Raw genomic sequence first — 18,541 nt, forward strand, 5'->3', positions numbered from 1 at the left:
CCACATTGTTTACTTAGGCTCTTTCTAGCTTTCTTGAAATGCGATAGAAAGTAACACCACCTAGGATAAGGAATAAGCCAATTATTAAGTTTAACCAATATGGTGAAGCTGTATTAGGGAGTTTTCCATCATGTAATTCATTTGTCAGCTCACCAGCCATGTCCCCAATATGAATTAACTCTTCACCTGTTTCAAATAGGAAATCAGAAGTTAACATATCAGCAGATAATAGCATGTCTAAAATGAGATTTCCTTGAAGATCATATAGCTCAATAAGAAGACTTCTTCCATCTAATTCTTCTAGCTGTGTTAACTCTTGATAACTTATTGGAGTTTTTTCTCCGTCCACTAAGTAGAAGCTCGCTTTTAAGTGGAAAGCAGCTAACATCTCTTCAAATAATCCGAATAACTCTTGCTGCTGAGCTTCTGATAATTGTGCAGGGTCATCTATGGTCATATATGGCTCAAATCTACTGGCGATTCGTTCCATTTCTGTTTCCAACACAGTTTCATCTAATGATAGAAGGTGAGTAAACAGTCGTTCAACTTCTTCATCTGTTAAACCAAGTTTAGCCAGAAACTCTTCTATTTCAAGCATTTCTCCTTCATGATTTAAGTAAAAGTCGATTGCCAAATCTAAATCTTCAATAAAATGGTAATCGTCCAAGCTTTCCCCGAATTCATCTAACAAAGCCTCTAACTCTTCATGAGTTAAATCATATTCTTGCAGAAGCTCGTTTAGATTCTCCTGTGTAATTGGTGTTCCTAACATCATTTGTAATTCTTCAGTGCTTTCAAAATCATCGAGCGTTAATTCATAAAAAGCTAAATACTCTTCCAATTCTTCCATTGACCAATTCATATCACTTATCAACTGATTTACTTCAGCTTGCGGTGGAGCGGCAAGTACATTTAGATTCGTACCAAAAAAAATCAAAAAAGAAGCTATAATAACTTTCAATATTGTTTTCACTATTAGTTTACCTCCTAATTTTTGTTATAGAGGTACTATTTGTAAATATGTAGTAATTTATTCCCTTGTCATCATTATTTGTATTTTGGTGTAAAGATTGGAAAGTTTAACGGTAAATTATTGGTGAACAATAATATAGTGATGATTGTATGTGATGTCAAATCGATGGAGGAGAACATGACTTTACCTCTTTTCATTACAATTGCTTTTTTAATTGCATATCTGACTTTTTTTATGAAGAAAAAAATGACGTTCCTGCACAATGCAATTTTATATATGGTGATGGCAATCGTAACAAAGAATTATATGACAATTATGTATATGGAACTAAGAGTAATAAAACATACAGAGGACCCAATGTTAGCTCTTTCCTTATTAATTATGAGGGAAATGATTCTTCCTTTACTCGTTGTTATGTATATAAATCTTCGTATTCCAGACACATCTTGGCAAAGAGAAATACTTCTTTTTGCAACGATCGTCGGACTCTTGCAAATCATGACGGGCCTTTCTAGTTATTTGGGAATTGTTGAGTTTATTAAATGGAACATGTATTACGCTTTACTAGTAAATATCAGCTATGTCCTGATTGGTTTAGGAATAAATAAATCTTTACTGGCAATTTCTATTTTGGAAAGGGAAACAACATGACAGTAATTTATGACAGATCATTTAATGCGAATGAATGGTTCGTAATTATTAACATTGTTGTTTTGGTGTTTTTAATATGGATCACACCAAAAATATTTACGATATTAGAGGGGACTGCGCATTTTCTGATAGGGGTAGCTATTGGTTTGTTTTTTGATCATACAATTAGTGTTAAGCCTTGGGACTTTTATGATGTTAATGACGACTCATCCTATCAACTGTTGGATTTTTTAAGTTATATTATGTATGGACCGTATAGCTACTTTTTTATTTACGGATATGAAAAATTTAATATTAAAGGCTACTCTCATATTCCCTATGTATTCTTTTGGGGAGGATTTGCTGTTCTCATGGAATGGATCGGCATTAAAGTAGGATTATTTCACTATGACAAAGGATTTAATATGTATTGGTCTTTTCCGATTTACATATTAACATTAACAATTCAAATTATTTTTTATCATGTAATAAAAAAAGAAATGGCAAAAAATAAAGAGTGCAAAAGGTAAAAGAATTTTTTTCGAATAATACTTAGGAAATAAACTATAGGTGGAGATTTTTTGAAACAATTTTTTACGATAAGTGCAATAATGATACATACGATTGTACTGTTAACGAGTTGCTCCACAGGCAGCAATGAAAACGAATATTATGTCGTTGTTGTGGAAGGAGCGGAAAATATGATCGATACGTTTGACGAATATGTTAGTTTTGAAAATCCAATTATTGAAATAGACTACTACAAACGTTTAACAGTTGCGCAACAAGAGCTGTCAAAAGAAAAAATTGATGCAGCACCGATCGCATTATTATATAAAAAGAAGAAGGAAGCTGAGAAAAAGTTACTTTTAAAAACGAATGATCTAAAAGAGTTTCAGAAAGTTCTTAAGGAATTAAAAAATAAAGGAAAACTCTCTGTTGACCTTGACGAACATGAAAGAAAGGTGCACTAGATGCATCTTCTTTTTTTTACATTTAGTTAGTAGTTATGTAGTAGAAGGATTTGCTACTATTTTCCACTATATCCCTAAGCGTCCCCATAATAGAATGAAAGATAGTAAATTTAATAGGGGGAACTAGTTGGATGAGATTGCAAGAGGGGAAATTTTTTTCTAAAAAACTATTTCATTATGTATTTATTATTTTATCAGTATTTACTCTTATCTTAGGTTTTCAAACAGTTGAAGCGGCGAAAAAGGATATGAAAGCACCAACAGCACCAACGAATTTACAGTCGGCTGACATAACAGAAAGTTCGGTAACACTTGCATGGAATGAGTCGTATGATGATGTTTCGGTTGCTGATTATCTCATTTATCAAGATAATCGCCACATTGGAACGGCTTCATCAACACAATATGTCGTTGGAAATTTACGTAGTAATACCTCGTATAGATTTTATGTACAAGCTAGAGATACAAGCGGAAATCTATCGAAAAAAACGAGTAATATACTACAAGTGACAACGAAAACAAAAACGGTAAATCAACAACCACCTATCGTAGGTGACATTGCAGTTTCGCCGATCGCAAGTGACAACAAGACAATAAGTGGTATGGTTTCTATATCTGTTGAAGTAGAGTCAGATACGAAGATTAATAAAGTCGAATTTTATAGTAATAATGGCGGTTATTTGATTGGAACAGTATCATCAGCACCCTATACAGTGAATTGGGCGACTGATCCGTGGGTGCCGGACGGTGAGCAGATTTTAAAAGTAATTGCATACGATTCAGCCAATCAGACAACTGAGGTTTTTAAGACAGTTACTGTTAATAATTCTACTATAATCGAGCCTGTTGAAAATGAATATAAGTTAATTGGTTATTATGCAGGTTGGGCAACATATTCAGGCTTTCAGGTGACCGATATTGACGCGAGTAAACTGACGCACATTAATTATGCATTTGCTAATATTTCCGACGATGGAAAAATTTCACTTGGAGATCCATGGGCGGATGTAGAAAAATCCTTCCCTGGTGACACTGAAAGCCAGCCCTTTAAAGGGAACTTTCATCAATTAAATAAACTGAAGGAACAGTATCCGCACATCAAAACCATCATTTCGATAGGTGGATGGAGCTGGTCTGAAAAGTTTTCAGATGTTGCACTGACAGAGGAATCGCGAACAACTTTTGCAAATAGTGTACGAGATTTTATGTTGAAATATGGCTTTGATGGTGTCGATCTTGATTGGGAATATCCTGTTGGCGGCGGGAAGCTTGGTAACATAAACCGGCCAGAGGATAAAGAAAACTTTACACTGCTATTAAAAAAGATAAGAGAAACACTAGCTGCACAAACAGCTAAAGATGGAAACGAATATCTGCTAACAATCGCCACTGGAGCAAGTAAAAGTCATGCAAATAATATGGAGTTAAATAAACTTCATCAATATGTCGATTATCTTCAGCTCATGACTTATGATATCCACGGTGAATGGGATTCCTTCACTGGGATGAATGCACCTTTATACCGTGATCCGAATAGTGGGCTTATCTGGGAATGGAGTGCACATGATGCAGTTCAGACTTATCTTGAGAATGGTGTTCCGGCAAATAAGCTAGTAATGGGACTGCCGTTTTATGGAAGGGTATTCTATCAAACTACGAATGCAAACCACGGCTTGTATCAATCATTTGCAAGTGGCGGATCAATGACGTATGGGCAAATTGCTGTTAATTATGTAAATAAAAATGGCTATACTCGATACTGGCAAAACGACTCAAAAGTACCATGGTTATATAATGGTACGACTTTTATTAGCTATGATGACGTTGAATCAATCGGCTACAAAACAGATTACATTCGCTCAAATGAGCTAGGCGGCGCCATGATGTGGGAGCTAAGCCAAGATCCAAACAAAGAATTACTAACAAAGATCTATCATGATTTGAATTAAGCGACAAGAAATAAGTGACAGAAATAAGTGACAGACACCGCTCGTGGACATTAGGACTATTTTTGTCTTTTGGCAGTGTCTGTCACTTTTTTTATATTAAAATAATAAAAACCGACATAAAATACTGCCCCCTTGACGAAATTCATAAGGAATAAAAAAAAGGAGAGAAAAATAGATGAAAAACAAAAAGATTACTAGTTTAGTTGCTAGCAGTGTATTAACTACATCTCTAATTTTTCCAATAGGTGCTGGAGCAGTTTATGCTAATGATGAAAGTGCGGAACAAATAATTGTCGTAGAAGAACAAACGGTACTAGAAGCTGACAAGAAAATTAGTGAAGATTTTTCCGAAAATACAGTTGAAGAAGCCTTGCAAGTAGTAGAAGAAGTACAAGTTACTGAGGACCAAGAAAAAGGTTCAATTTTTGAGCCGTCATTAATCCCAGGTGATTTCTTCTATTTTGTTAAAAGTATCACTGAAAAAATCCGTCTCGCTGTAACATTTGATGATTATAAAGAGGCGCAACTTTTAGCTGAGTTTGCTGCTGAACGAATTGCTGAGGCAAATGCTCTAATTGCACAAGAAAAACTAGAAGAAGCAGAGGCACTTCTACTAGAAGCTATTGAAACACAAGATCTTGCTGCTGAAAAATTACCAGCATCTGATCAAGAAGCCCAAACAGAAAGTGCAACAGATGCTACTGATGATAATGGAGTAGAAGGATCAGAAGTTAATATTTCAGAGGAAAACAAAACAAATGAACCAACAGAATCAGAAGAAACAGTAGATAAAGTAGAAAGTAAGCTTGCTAATAATATTGATTCATTAATAGTAGTATTAGAAAAAATTAAAAACCCATCAGCTCAACATGCAATCATGAAAAATATTCACAAGACATTCGAGAAACTAGAAAAGAAAATTACAAAACTTGAAGAAGCTGACGGTGAGAAAACTAAACTTGAAGAAGAATTAAATAAGAAAGAACAAAAGATCGAAGAAGAAGCTGACAGAGATGTAGCTGAAATCGATAATGAAGTAGAAAAAGAAGTAGCAGGAGCAGAGAAGAAATCTGAAGAGAAAAAACGCGAAGCTGAGATGAAATCTGAAGAGAAAAAACGTGAAGCAGAGAAGAAAGCTGAAGAAAAGCAACGCGAAGCTGAGAAGAAAGCTGAAGAAAAGCAAAACGAAGCAGCAAAAAAGGCTGAGGAAAAGCAACGCAAATCAGCAAAGAAGGCAGAGGAAAATCGAAAAGACGCAGCAAATAAAAATCAACAAGACTAATTATAATAGTGCATTACATAGAAGTAACCGCCGACAAGAAACGGTGGTTACTTTTTTGTTCACTCTTTTATAAAGTGGTGACAAATAAAGAGGTGACAGACACAGCTCGTGGACATTAGGACTACTGTTGTCTTTCGACGGTGTCTGTCACCATTTTTCGACGGTGTCTGTCACCATTTTTATGTCTGTTTTTTTAGATTAAATAGTTAGAAATACTAAAAACATCTGTATAAGATGTGTATACTAACATTAGTTAGTAAAATGTAGGAGATATGACGATGTGGGAATTATTGTTAGTAATGATCGAGCGACTTGGGATTATTATTTCAGTTGCCTTCGTAATGACACGGTTAAAATTTATCCGTCATTTGATTGAGAAGCGTGAACTTTCAAAGCTGCAACAAATGAGTGTTATTGTGATCTTTGGTTTATTCGGTATTATTGGTACATATACAGGGTTAACTGTCAACGTAGATTCCGAAACCTACAGCCGGTCTGTTTTACAGTTAAGTGAGAGTGAAGCGATTGCCAATTCACGTGTCATCGGTGTTGTGATTGCTGGTTTATTAGGCGGTTGGACGGTAGGATTAGGCGCAGGAATTATTGCCGGTGCACACCGTTATTTGCTAGGTGGTTTTACTGGATTTGCGTGTGGGATTTCTACGATTATTGCTGGTGTTATTGCTGGTTATTTTTATAAGAGGAACAAGCATAATCATAATATTGTCCCAATTCAAACGGCACTCATAGTTGGCATGCTGGCTGAGGCTGTGCAAATGGGATTAATCCTAGTTTTGGCAAGACCATATGATCAAGCATTTCGATTAGTCGAAAATATAGGGATACCGATGATCATTGCCAACGGATTAGGTGTGGCCATTTTTATTTTAATCATCCGAAACGTCATTCAAGAAGAAGAAAAAATGGGTTCATTACAAGCGCAAAGAGCGTTAAAACTGGCAAATTTAACGTTAAACTATTTACGGAAAGGCTTAAATGTACAATCAGCCAAACCGACATGTGAGATTTTGTTAAAGGAAATCGATGTAGCTGCGGTGTCGATCACAAATAAAGAAAAAGTATTAGCTTTTGTAGGTGTTGGGAAGGATCATCATTTGAGTAATGAAGAAATAAAGACTGCAGTAACAAAACACGTTGTAAAATCAGGGGAGCTTATTATAGCCGGAAGAGACCAAATACAATGTCAACAATCCAAGTGCCCATTACAGGCAGCTGTTATTGCACCTTTAAAAATCAAAGATGAAACCATTGGAACATTAAAATTTTATTTCAAATCTGAAAAAGAAATTTCACCAATGATCATTGAATTAAGTAAAGGACTTTCCACTTTGTTAAGTCACCAGTTGGAGCTTTCTGAGGTCGACCGTCATCTTGAACTAGCCAAACAAGCAGAAATTAAGGCACTTCAAGCACAAGTAAGTCCACATTTCTTATTTAATGCCTTAAATACCATCGTATCGCTAATTAGAACGAACCCATTGAAAGCACGAAAGCTGTTAATATCACTGTCACACTTTTTTAGACAAAACCTAGCAGGCGTAAATGGAACTGAGACAACGCTGGAAGATGAAATAAAGCATGTGAAAGCGTACTTGGAAATCGAACAGGCTCGGTTTTCGGATAAATTGACAGTAACGTATGACATTGATGAAGATGTACTTTCTTATAAATTACCGCCAATGACGCTGCAGCCAATTGTTGAAAATGCCATTAAGCATGGAGTCAAACAATTAACAGATGAAAGTTTAATCCAAATTCGTCTGAAAAAAGAAGAGGATAAAGCAAAGATTTCCGTCATAGATAACGGAATTGGGATTGACAATGAAAGGCTGCCCTTACTTGGTGTAGAAAAAGTTACTTCTGAAACTGGAACTGGAATTGGTCTGTACAATGTTAATCGAAGGCTGCAAATGATGTACGGAGATGAAGCGATGCTGAAGATCAATAGTGATTCAGGCAAGGGTACGATTATTTCTTTTCAGATTGGAAAAAAGAGGTGAATGAGGAGAATGCAGAAAATTAGGACTGTCATTATTGATGACGAGCCGTTCAGCCGGGATGAGCTAAAATTTTTACTTGAACGATTTCCTGAAATCGAAGTTGTTGCGGAGGCTGATTCTGGTGAGCGAGGTTTAGAAATGATTATGACAAAAGAGCCAGACGTTATTTTTGTTGATATTGAAATGCCACAAATGTCCGGACTAGATCTTGCACGGACGATACAAAACATGAAAAAGGTGCCGTTGATCATTTTTGCGACGGCTTATCCCGATTTTGCTGTTAAAGCGTTTCGCGTAGAAGCAGTGGATTATTTATTGAAACCATTTGATGATGAACAGTTAAATGAAACGATGTCAAGAATCCGCGAACGGTTACACGGTAGTGAAAAAACTGAAAATGCTGACTCTGTTGCAAAATTAGCTGTTGATGATAATGGTCGATTTGTATTTTTGTCTCCTAATGAGATTTTTTACCTTTTCCGCGAAGAACGGGAAACGATCATTTGTACAAAAGAACGTAATTTCAGTTCGAAATTATCGATGAAAGAGCTAGAAGAGAAATTAAAGGGATATCCTTTTTTTCGAACGCATAAAAGTTATCTCGTTAACTTAAATGCTGTCGAACAGCTAATCCCTTGGTTTAACGGAGCGTACCAACTGAAAGTCGTCGGAAGAAAGGACGATATTCCAGTAAGTCGAAATTATGTAAAAGCACTTCGGGAGCGTTTGGAATTATAATACTACACAATAAACTGAAAATTTCGCATGTTAGTAACTTCTTTTTACACGTTAGACACAGTCTTGTCACAATTTTGAATTGCAATGCTAGAATGAGAGCATAGTGAAAGCGCATTCAAATAATGAAAGAGGTGTCATGAATGGTTACATTTTTATTGGCTGTTGCACTTTTAATCATTGCTTATTTTACGTACGGTAAGTTCATTGAAAAGATGTTTGGTGTGAAAGAGGCGAGACCAACTCCGGCTTATAGCATGAAAGACGGTGTTGACTATATTCCAATGGGCACAAACCGGAACTCGCTAATTCAGCTTTTAAACATTGCCGGTGTTGGCCCGATTTTTGGTCCGATCATGGGTGCTCTCTATGGTCCAGTTGCTTTTATTTGGATTGTCGTTGGTTGTATTTTTGCCGGTGCGGTTCATGACTATTTGACTGGAATGATTTCGATTCGTAATAAAGGGGCACACTTGCCGCAGCTTGCAGGAAAGTTTTTAGGAAAAACGATGAAGCATATGGTAAATGCTGTTGCTGTTCTTCTTTTACTGCTTGTTGGAACGGTTTTTGTCACGGCACCAGCTGGATTATTATATAGTTTAATGGACGGTGCAGTTGCATTAGGAATCATTGTTGGGGCGATCTTTGTCTACTATATTGTGGCAACATTACTTCCTGTTGATAAAATTATCGGGAAAATTTATCCGGTCTTAGGAGCTCTTTTGGTACTAAGTGCGGTTGGAGTTGGTGGGATGCTTGTTGTTACAGGTGCGCCAATTCCGGAGTTAACGTTAGAAAACATGCATCCTGCAGGAACTGCGATTTTTCCGGTACTGATGATTACGATTGCCTGTGGTGCGATTTCAGGGTTTCACGCAACACAGTCACCGATAATTTCCCGAACATTGCAAAATGAAAGAAACGGACGGAAAGTGTTTTATGGAATGATGATTGTCGAAGGAATTATCGCCATGATCTGGGCAGCGGCTGCGATGAGTCTGTTCTACGGACAAGACTTAAACGAACTGATTGCCACAGGTGGAGCAGGTCTTGTTGTCAGCGAAGTCTCATTCACATTGTTAGGAGCAATCGGTGGGACGTTAGCGGTTCTAGGTGTTATTGTTCTGCCAATCACCTCTGGAGATACTGCCTTCCGTTCGGCACGAATGATTATTGCAGAGTATATTAACGTATCACAAGTGAAACTACTAAGCCGTCTGTGGATTGCACTCCCGTTATTTGTTATCTCTTATATTCTTACAAATATGGACTTCACATTGTTATGGAGATATTTCGGGGTAACAAATGCTGCGATTAGTGCAATTGCCTTGTTTGTCGGAGCGATGTATTTAGCGATGCAATATAAATTTCATTGGGTTGCAACAATTCCAGCAACATTCATGACGATGGTTGCATTAACTTTTATATTTAATGCACCAATTGGTTTTGGCTTACCTATGACGACGTCTTATGTGGCAGCAGCCATTGGAACAATCATTGTTCTTGCTCTGTTTGCTTATAAAGTAAAATTAAACCGTCAAGAAAAGAACTTCAAAATCGACGCTGACGAGAATATAGCAGCATAATTTTAAAAAAGGATCAGACACCGCCTGAGGATATTGGCGGTGTCTGTTTTTTATTGCAAATTTTTAGGGTTTGGTATCGCATGCTTATTTTCTTTTACTTCATAAAAAAGGCTTCCATCAATATCGAGAGATTGGTTTTGTCGCTGTACCATATGGCCCATTAATTTTTTGAAATCACCAACGGTTAAAGGTTTTAAATCAGGTTTCAATTCATATCCTAATTGTCCGTTTGGCTCAATTGTCGCATTTTTGATATCTGAAATATTAGAAATACCATTTTGACGGATTTGCATCTCTAATTTATCTATCGTTAAACGGATCTTTTTTAAGTTTTTCATATTGATTTGACCATTTTCAATGACAGAGATTGCCTTCCCGGTAAATAGTTTTTCAAGGGAGTTAAATTTCATTTGAAGATATTCAATAATGACAAGGACAGCAATAAAAATTGCTATTGTAATAATTGTTTTTAAAACACTATCTTCAATAATAGGCTGAACAATGATTGCACCAATTGAGATCATTACTATCGTTGTTGTAATTGTCATTTGGGCAATAGATTTTCTTCCAGAGATCCTTAGCAGTAGGAATCCAGTGAATACCATAAGGATTGCTTCCCACACGAAATTAAATTCCATATATTATACCTCCTTTTGGAAGAGCTGCAATAATAAATATATTTTCCATAATGAAGGTAATTATGTAATCTTTTATCCTTATTTGGGTGATAGACAAACTTTTGATCAATGATTGTAAATAAAAAAACTCCAATTGTAGAAAGGCTGATCTTGTTTGTTCTTCCTACAAACAACTTTTCTACAAAGGAGTTTATTATAAATCGCATCACTAACGGCCAAACACCACTTATTCCAATACTTCTTTCCAAACTACTCTTAATTCTTCAATTGCCTTTTTCCCATCACCAGAGAATGATGAGCCATGCATCGTTGCTAGTGTTTTTGGACAAAGATCAGCTAGGTTGCTCAAAATTTTATCTGTCTTAGAATTGTATGGAATATAGCCAGCAAGTGGACTTTGTTCAAAGCCAATCAATGTTTCACGAGTACGCTCTGCTAAACTTGTTTTCGTTAAAGGCTCCACATTTCCATTATGATGAAACAGGTCAGAGGTTAATAGTGTTTTATCCCTTTCCTCGAAAAACAAACCAGCATCCCAGCCGTGCGGAACATGTGGTGTACTTATATAGCGTAATCGTTTTTTTCCAATGCTGAATACTTCATTATTTTGCAGGATCCGGGCAGGACGAAGGGCAAAATCATTGATATTGACCATTCCACCTACAAAACCAGTGACCGCTTGTGATTGAGGGGCAAGCTCTAACCAATTGTTCAGTGACCCGCATTCATCTGATTCAAAGTGGCTAAAACCAACCCAGCGTAATTTCGTTGGGTCTATCAATCTTGTAACAGCTTCCTTCATTTCAGGGAAAAATGTTTTTAGTCCAGTTGTAAATAATAGCGGTTCCTCATCTCTGATCAGAAACTGATTGAACTGCATATTTGCCTCTGGTACGAAAATAGAAATGCGGAAAATATCAGGAGCAATCTCATCAATCCGTGCCATTTATAACCCATCCCCCTTCATATTTGCATGTCCGTTAAATAAAAGGTAACTTTAGTACCATTCATTATACTGAGGAATGCCCTTTTTTATTCGTGGTGACATATTCGTGGTGACAGACACCGCTCGTGGTGAGTTTTGGTGCTTTTGTCTTTTTGCGGTGACAGACACCTTTTTATGAGGAACTTCACATGCTGGTATTTATATTGGTGATAACAAATTTATTCATGCTGGCTCAAGTACAGGCGTGACGATTACTGATATGAATAATTCGTACTGGAGTTCTCGTTATGTAGGCGCTAAAACAATCAAGTAAGAGGGAAGGTACAGCCTTCCTTTTAAATTGGAAAAAAATGATCTCTATCAAAATAGTGAGTGTTCAAGTATATTCTATTATAGAATGTTGAACGGTTAGAATAACGTTTCTCATTTGAAAAAGGCAAATTCATTGAAAAATGAAGGCGCAAAGCCTCAGACCTAAGGCGATTACGCTATGGTGGCTGGGCCGCTGAAGAATGGAGAATGAAAACAATAGAGTTGATTTCAAAATTCTTCCGATACAAATACATTTTGTTTTGGAGGGTTTTAGTAGATGAAAAAATTTGATAAAAATGTTCGAAATGTACTAGCAACAAGTTTAGTTGCTGCAGTGATTGCCTCTTCTTTAGGTACAAGTCATGCATACGCAAATAATGATGATCCTACATTTGTAGTAGAAGAATCTGTAGAATCTACAGAAGAAATAATGGATACAACTGACGAAGAATCAGAATTGAATACTGAGTCAACATTAGTAGATCCTTCAACAGGCGAATCAGTATTGTTTGAAGATGGCATCGAACAGAATGACGAACCAAATGAAGAGGTTTCGTTTAATGAGGATGCTATCGAGATTAATGAAGAAAATGAGGAGACATCTACTTTAATGCCTGGCGATTTCTTCTATTTTATTAAAAAGCTGCAAGAAAACATTCAACTTCTTTTTACTATTGATGACGTTAAAGAGGTTGAATTACTAGCATCATTTGTTGAAGAGCGAATTAAGGAAGCTGAATATTTATATGCACAGGGTAATGAAGAGTTAGCTAATGAAATCCTACAAAAAGCCATTGAACAACAGGAAGTTGCTTTAGAAAAATATTACGGGTTAAAGGAAACAACTGAAATCACTGAAGAAAAAGAGTCAGATACAGATTCAGCTATAGAACCTACTCTAGAATCAGATCCTGAACTTGATGTAGAACCTGAAATAGAATCAGATGTTACTATTGATGATGAGGTAATAGAAGAAACAGATGGAGATGTTGAAGATATTCGAAGTGTACTTGAAGAAAAACTTGCTTCTAACCTACATGCTTTACAATTGGCGCTAGAAAAGGTACAAAATCCAAAAGCAAAAGAAGCGCTTCAAAAGAACGTAGCAAAAGCACAAGAAAAGATAGAAAAGAAAATCAACAAAGCATTGGCTAAACTTGAAGAAAAGCAAGTAACGGAAGATATCTATGAAGAAATATATCAAGAAGAGCCCGCGGACCTTAACGAGGACGTAGAAAATGAAACAGAACAAAGTAATGTAGACGGTAATGATAACGAAGGTAGACAGGTAGTAAGCACTCTTGCAACTGAAAACCATGATAAAAAAGAAAAGCGTGAGGTTGAATCACGTCAAAATGCTGTACAAAAGCAACAGCAAGCAGCTCAGAAAGTTGAACAAAAACAACAGCAAGCTACACAGAAAGTTGAAGAAAAACAACAGAAAGCTGAAGAAAAGCAACAGCAAGCAGCTCAAAAAGTTGAACAAAAGCAACAGCAAGCTACACAAAAGGTTGAAGAAAAGCAACAAGAAGCTACAAAAAAAGCAGAAGAACGTAAACAAGAAGAGAAAAAAGGAAATAAACCAGAAAAGAGTAATGAATAAGTTTATTTTAGTGACAGACACCGCTCATGGACATTTGTGATACTTTTGTCTTTTTGCGGTGCCTGTCACCCTATTAAACTAATGAAGACCAAAATAGATGGTAACCGAATACGAATATATAGATGAATACTGCGAACTTAAGTAATTGCGATAGATAAGATAGAACATCAACTCTTAGTAGAATCCAAAGTAAAAGAAGTGGTAAACCAACTTTTAATAAATAAAATGGGAGGATTCCAGTTTCATATACGATTCGAACAAACGGATTTGCTTCTTCAATCCACCCAGCCTGAATACCGAAGTCAGTAAAAACAGCATCAATAATTGAGAGGGCTAGTAAAATAAGTCCAAATAGAAAGTATGTTTTCCTAGAAATCACTTAAACCATCTCCTTATTTAAAACACGTTCTATTTAACGATCGTAAATTTTCGCTTCTATTTGTCTGTATACAATATGTATAAGAATATCCGGAATTTATGCATATCCATTCCATTGATCTTCTTTATTAAGAATTAAAAATCCTTTAATATACAAAAAAGAAGTATCCATCTGACTCTGATATGCTGAGAGTTATGGATACTTCTACTTTATGGAGCTGAATTTTAATTTGTTATTGTTCGAAAAAAGCTAACTATTAATTGCAATGGACTTGTTGTATCAGGGAAGAAGACAAGAAAAATTGATAAGAAAAAACTTATAACCATGAGTGTTAGAAACGTTACTTTTTCTCTCTTTTGGTTTGGCTTAATTCTCGGCCATTGAAACAGATAAATTAATGTTAAGACAATTAGAATACCAATGACATAAGCCCATTCCACTTTTAACCACCTCATTCATACTTTTGAACTTGCCCTCTTCTAGTAACATCTGCATTTGTATCAAATGTAACTTCTATTGTTGGAAAGATTATATCCCAATCTTCTTTCATTGCTTCCCAGTCTTTAGGATATGCTACTTCGATTGCTCTGGAAAATTCAAAAACATCTGCTTTCATTTTTTTTTGTACTTGATCAAGCGTTATTTTCATACGTTGCTCTATTTGATTTTCAAATGAATTTTGTAGTGTTTCAATATTTTTTGGCAGTCCTAAATCTAAAGTAGTTTCATTTATAGTAATTTCGACTGCAATGTTTGATTTAACCGTTATTGTCCATTGATTGTTATCTTTTCTCGGGATGAGTTCAGTATCTGCATGGACGATCGTCCCAGTTACATACCCTTCCTCTTCTATTGGTTTAACAGAAAGATTGCCATGGTGAGTTTCATTTCTTATCCATTTCAGCCCTCTTGTAACTACATCATCGATTGTACCAATCATTTTACCCTCTTTAACAATTGCTGATCCTGATATATATGCAATTGTTTCCATACCACTTCGTTCCTTTGAAGGCGGTAAAATCTGTATCATTGGTAGAGCTGATGCTCTAGATTCACCTTCTGCCATTTGCATGAATTCTAATAATGTAACCCCCAATAATGTTTCATGAACAGACATTTCACGCAAAACTTCTGCAGAAGTAGGTTCAATTGGAGGAAGTAATGCCATAACTTCCTTTGCTTGGTCTTTTGCAATAAATAGGTAAGCACGAATACGAGGCTCACGGTGTCGAAAGAAGAATTGTATATGATTAAGTAACCCTTCTTCGGCTAGTTTTTCACTAATGACTATGATTTCCGAGTGTCCCCAAAATACTTTTCGTGGGAGCCTTTCTTGAAGCTTTTCAAGTGCCTCCGCCATGTTTACTCCTACAGCACTCCTCGTGACTGTTTTTCCAACACCGCCACCAGCACCATTAGACTGCCCACCTTCTAAGCCTGGACTAATGATTTCTACGGTAACTTCGATTAAATTGTCGTCCTTTTTATCTATGGCAACCCCCATTATAAGAGCAATATCATTAACTTCAATACGATCCCAACAACCAGGTAAGAAAAAGCTACTCGTAAAAACAAGGAAACATAATAGAAGTTTCTTCATCCTGCTTTTACCTTTTTCTTCCATTTATATTGAATGTAGGCAACGAGTAGAAAGAGTAATGGAAACATCGTATTAAAAAGGAGGCTTAAATAAGGTTCAGCAGTGTCACCATAGGTCATATATTCTGTCACATTTGGTACTTGCCACATGGCTATCACAACTAATAGAAAACCGATAGGCAATATAAGCGGCCGGTATTCTGAGAGATTGAGCCATTGTGCCGTCCCTAATACAATTACATAATAAAAGATACTTATTTTCATAAAGGCACCTGCTACCCAAATCGCCATGACGACTGATTCAAGATGAGAGAGGAATTCAGCAATAGCGATATATCGCACCGCACTCATTAATGGAAAAGTAAAACTGTCTACTACGTTACCAAAGACGAGAAGGACAATGAGATTTGTAGCAACCAACGTTAAGGTGATTGCGATTACTGAAATCAACCCCCATTTTTTACAACTGTTTTGATTAGAAATAAACGGAAGTAAAAAGGAGAAGACAATAAATTGACTAGACCAAACCAAAAGAAAACTAGCACCCTTTAGGGAAGGGATAATCCCTTTTCCAAAAATGGGTTGCATTTGCATGATATCAATATCAGGCAGGAGTAGGATAATAACAGCAATAATAAAAAGTAAGTAAATCGGAATGATTATTTCGCCCATTCGTATTAATATTTCTAATCCACCATAGATTGCTATGGAACACAGTAAAACCATCCCACTGATGATAACAATCTGTGGTGTTTGAGGAAGAACTGACGAACTCAAAAACTCTTCGTACGACCAAATTACCAGGCTATTTGCATGTAAAAAATGAAGCAAAATTAAGAAAGCAAGGATTCTACCTAGTACAGTTCCAAAAATATACTGACTTTGTTCAATAATTGATTTGTTTGGATATAATTTATTTAATTTTAATACAATATAGATCATCATAAACCCTAAAAAAGAGGGCCAAATCGGCGAAATCCACATATCTCGTCCAGCATCACTATTTGTTATAGCAGGGACAAATAAAATACCAGTCGATAAGATAGTCAAATACATCGTAATCGCCATTTGGCGAGCGGATATTCTCCCTTTCTCAATCATGTATTTCCTCCACGCTTTGAATTTGGTTTCTGGTCAGAAGCTTGTCGATATTCGTTATAAGCTCCACTGAAATGAGGACGTGTATTCATTTTCCATAAGGGCTCTCTTACAAGGACATCTTTCAGTTCGTTCCCTTTCATTGGTGCCAATGGGGAGAGGTAGGGTTCGCCAAAAGAACGCAATGTACAGAGGTGGATGAGAATTGCGAGTAAACCAAATATCACTCCAAGAAATCCTAGCATTCCGGCAAGTATTGTTAATGGAAAACGTAACAATCGTATTGCAAATCCAAGATCATAATTAGGAATTGTAAAGGAGGCAACCCCTGTAAGTGCAACAACCATAACCATAGGAGCTGATGTTAATCCTGCCTCAATTGCAGCTTGACCAATAACAAGGGCGCCAACAATACTTACTGCAGCACCGACCTGTTTAGGAAGTCGAATTCCTGCCTCACGGATTGCTTCAAATGTGAACTCCATTAATAGTGCTTCAATGAGTGCAGGAAAAGGAACGACTTCTCTAGAAGCCGCAATACTCATAATAAGTTGAGATGGCACCATTTCTTGATGATAGCTAAGAACTGATACATAAAGCGACGGTAGAATAAGAGCAATCACTAAAAGTGCATACCGTAACCAACGAATGAGCGTACCTACCATAAATCGTTTATAGTAATCCTCACTTGATTGCATAAGAGAATACAATGTAACAGGAGCAATTAAAACAAAGGGAGTACCATCAACAAGTATGACAACACGCCCTTCAAGTAAGTTGGAAACTGCAACATCTGGACGTTCAGTTGCTAACATCTGTGGAAAGGGTGAATAGGAGTTATCCTCAATCATTTCCTCAATATATTCTGATTCGAGAATTCCATCGATATCAATATTTCGTAAGCGTTGTTCCACTTCTTGGATTAGCTTCTTTGAGGCAATTCCATCGATAAAGACGATACTAATATCGGTTTTTGTAAAACGGCCTATTTTCATAGATCTTAATTTTAAGGAAGGATTTTTCAATCGTCTCCGTATAAGCGATGTATTTACGCCAATGGTTTCAGTAAAACCCTCTCTGGCACCTCTGACAACGGATTCTGTCGTAGGCTCTTCAACGGAACGCTTTTCCCATTTGGCTAAACCTAATGCATATGCTATATTCTCTCCTTCTACTAAAAGAAGTGGAAAGCCATTTGCAATATGTTCGATACAATTTTGAAAAGTGTTCACCTCTTGAACTTTTGTTACGGAAATTTTTTTATTGACTAAATCACTAACGGCACCGGCTTTGTTGATAGGCTCTCGCATTAAGGGAGCAAGAACATTTGTATCAAGTTCTTCATTATTGACTAAACCATCAATATATATGAGAGAAGCGTGAACCTGTTCACCAATCAAAAAAGGACGAAATACAATATCTGAACAATCATGATAAATCGAACGAAATTCCTCAAGATTCTCTGATAGTACGTCAGAAAGTTGGTGTATTTCAGTGTAAGTGGATGCCTCAGTCTGACTAGGGTTTCGTTTTTTTGTTTTGAACCGACGAAAGTACATAGAGTACCTCCTAATGATATTTTCTCAACTTGAATGACATACAGCTTTATTTCTTCCATTATTTCTTATTATATCCATTCGTTACTCGTTATTATGTAAAATTTCTGACGTAAAAAAAGGGAGTTAGGGTTATAAATAAAAATCTTTTGTGGCGATTATTTTTGGAAACAGTTTTAATTTTTGCAATCTTTGTTTATGTTAATTTAGCACCGATTCTAAATACCTATAGTGTCGATTTTATAAATGTTTTATGTAAT

At 36.3% G+C, this 18,541-nt stretch carries 17 protein-coding genes, 1 pseudogene and 1 riboswitch; of the genes and pseudogenes, 10 read left to right on the top strand and 8 right to left on the bottom strand.

Annotated features, from left to right (window positions below; all coding sequences use genetic code 11):
- Positions 1–13 precede the first annotated feature (13 nt).
- The gene (locus ACJ2A9_RS00760; protein WP_441419692.1) at positions 14–973 is read right to left on the bottom strand and encodes a processed acidic surface protein; all 960 of its coding nucleotides are present in this window, start codon (positions 971–973) and stop codon (positions 14–16) included.
- A 177-nt stretch (positions 974–1,150) separates the two neighbouring features.
- Between ACJ2A9_RS00760 and ACJ2A9_RS00765 the strand changes: the two genes are divergently transcribed.
- The 8 genes from ACJ2A9_RS00765 (at position 1,151) to ACJ2A9_RS00800 (ending at position 10,150) form a co-directional block, all read left to right on the top strand.
- Positions 1,151–1,624: a hypothetical protein gene (locus ACJ2A9_RS00765; protein WP_441419693.1), complete on the top strand. Its 474-nt coding sequence runs from the start codon at positions 1,151–1,153 to the stop codon at positions 1,622–1,624.
- Entirely contained in the window at positions 1,621–2,133 is a 513-nt protein-coding gene (locus tag ACJ2A9_RS00770; RefSeq protein WP_441419694.1) for a hypothetical protein, read from the top strand. Before ACJ2A9_RS00765 ends, ACJ2A9_RS00770 begins: the two co-directional genes overlap by 4 nt.
- A gap of 51 nt (positions 2,134–2,184) precedes the next feature.
- A complete protein-coding gene (locus ACJ2A9_RS00775) occupies positions 2,185–2,577 on the top strand; it encodes a hypothetical protein (protein ID WP_441419695.1) in 393 nt (130 codons plus the stop codon).
- Between the two features lie 131 nt (positions 2,578–2,708).
- On the top strand, positions 2,709–4,526 hold the full coding sequence (locus ACJ2A9_RS00780) for a glycosyl hydrolase family 18 protein (protein ID WP_441419696.1): 1,818 nt from the start codon (positions 2,709–2,711) through the stop codon (positions 4,524–4,526).
- 175 nt (positions 4,527–4,701) lie between these two features.
- Positions 4,702–5,808 carry a DUF5667 domain-containing protein gene (locus ACJ2A9_RS00785; protein WP_441419697.1) on the top strand — a complete coding sequence of 369 codons (1,107 nt, stop codon included), beginning with the start codon at positions 4,702–4,704 and terminating at the stop codon, positions 5,806–5,808.
- A gap of 278 nt (positions 5,809–6,086) precedes the next feature.
- Positions 6,087–7,829, top strand: coding sequence for a LytS/YhcK type 5TM receptor domain-containing protein (locus ACJ2A9_RS00790; RefSeq protein ID WP_441419698.1), 1,743 nt, complete (start codon positions 6,087–6,089; stop codon positions 7,827–7,829).
- A 9-nt stretch (positions 7,830–7,838) separates the two neighbouring features.
- Positions 7,839–8,567, top strand: a complete 729-nt coding sequence (locus ACJ2A9_RS00795; RefSeq protein WP_441419699.1) for a LytR/AlgR family response regulator transcription factor — start codon at positions 7,839–7,841, stop codon at positions 8,565–8,567.
- 140 nt (positions 8,568–8,707) lie between these two features.
- Positions 8,708–10,150: a carbon starvation CstA family protein gene (locus ACJ2A9_RS00800; protein ID WP_441419700.1), complete on the top strand. Its 1,443-nt coding sequence runs from the start codon at positions 8,708–8,710 to the stop codon at positions 10,148–10,150.
- Positions 10,151–10,200: 50 nt separating this feature from the next.
- On the opposite strand, the gene ACJ2A9_RS00805 is transcribed toward ACJ2A9_RS00800, so the two are convergent.
- Together ACJ2A9_RS00805 and ACJ2A9_RS00810 are read right to left on the bottom strand one after the other, a co-directional pair.
- Positions 10,201–10,788: a DUF421 domain-containing protein gene (locus tag ACJ2A9_RS00805; protein WP_441419701.1), complete on the bottom strand. Its 588-nt coding sequence runs from the start codon at positions 10,786–10,788 to the stop codon at positions 10,201–10,203.
- Between the two features lie 226 nt (positions 10,789–11,014).
- Positions 11,015–11,734 carry a hypothetical protein gene (locus tag ACJ2A9_RS00810; protein WP_441419702.1) on the bottom strand — a complete coding sequence of 240 codons (720 nt, stop codon included), beginning with the start codon at positions 11,732–11,734 and terminating at the stop codon, positions 11,015–11,017.
- A 178-nt stretch (positions 11,735–11,912) separates the two neighbouring features.
- Between ACJ2A9_RS00810 and ACJ2A9_RS00815 the strand changes: the two are divergent.
- A pseudogene (locus ACJ2A9_RS00815) lies at positions 11,913–12,047 on the top strand (NlpC/P60 family protein); the annotation flags it as partial.
- A 112-nt stretch (positions 12,048–12,159) separates the two neighbouring features.
- A riboswitch (cyclic di-GMP riboswitch) is annotated at positions 12,160–12,244 on the top strand.
- Between the two features lie 79 nt (positions 12,245–12,323).
- The gene (locus ACJ2A9_RS00820; protein ID WP_441419703.1) at positions 12,324–13,649 is read left to right on the top strand and encodes a DUF5667 domain-containing protein; all 1,326 of its coding nucleotides are present in this window, start codon (positions 12,324–12,326) and stop codon (positions 13,647–13,649) included.
- A 73-nt stretch (positions 13,650–13,722) separates the two neighbouring features.
- Here the strand turns inward: ACJ2A9_RS00820 and ACJ2A9_RS00825 are convergent, their stop codons facing one another.
- The 5 genes from ACJ2A9_RS00825 to ACJ2A9_RS00845 form a co-directional block, all read right to left on the bottom strand.
- Positions 13,723–14,028 (bottom strand): DUF5658 family protein, encoded by a 306-nt coding sequence (locus tag ACJ2A9_RS00825; protein WP_441419704.1) that lies wholly within the window; start codon positions 14,026–14,028, stop codon positions 13,723–13,725.
- 224 nt (positions 14,029–14,252) lie between these two features.
- A complete protein-coding gene (locus tag ACJ2A9_RS00830) occupies positions 14,253–14,468 on the bottom strand; it encodes a hypothetical protein (protein WP_441419705.1) in 216 nt (71 codons plus the stop codon).
- A gap of 11 nt (positions 14,469–14,479) precedes the next feature.
- Entirely contained in the window at positions 14,480–15,628 is a 1,149-nt protein-coding gene (locus ACJ2A9_RS00835; RefSeq protein WP_441419706.1) for a Ger(x)C family spore germination protein, read from the bottom strand.
- Positions 15,625–16,728 (bottom strand): GerAB/ArcD/ProY family transporter, encoded by a 1,104-nt coding sequence (locus ACJ2A9_RS00840; protein WP_441419707.1) that lies wholly within the window; start codon positions 16,726–16,728, stop codon positions 15,625–15,627. The genes ACJ2A9_RS00835 and ACJ2A9_RS00840 overlap by 4 nt, the downstream gene beginning before the upstream one ends.
- Positions 16,725–18,284 carry a spore germination protein gene (locus ACJ2A9_RS00845; protein WP_441419708.1) on the bottom strand — a complete coding sequence of 520 codons (1,560 nt, stop codon included), beginning with the start codon at positions 18,282–18,284 and terminating at the stop codon, positions 16,725–16,727. Before ACJ2A9_RS00845 ends, ACJ2A9_RS00840 begins: the two co-directional genes overlap by 4 nt.
- Between the last annotated feature and the right edge of the window lie 257 nt (positions 18,285–18,541).

This window comes from Anaerobacillus sp. MEB173 (assembly GCF_052119505.1).
Lineage (GTDB): Bacteria > Bacillota > Bacilli > Bacillales > JBJMAU01 > JBJMAU01.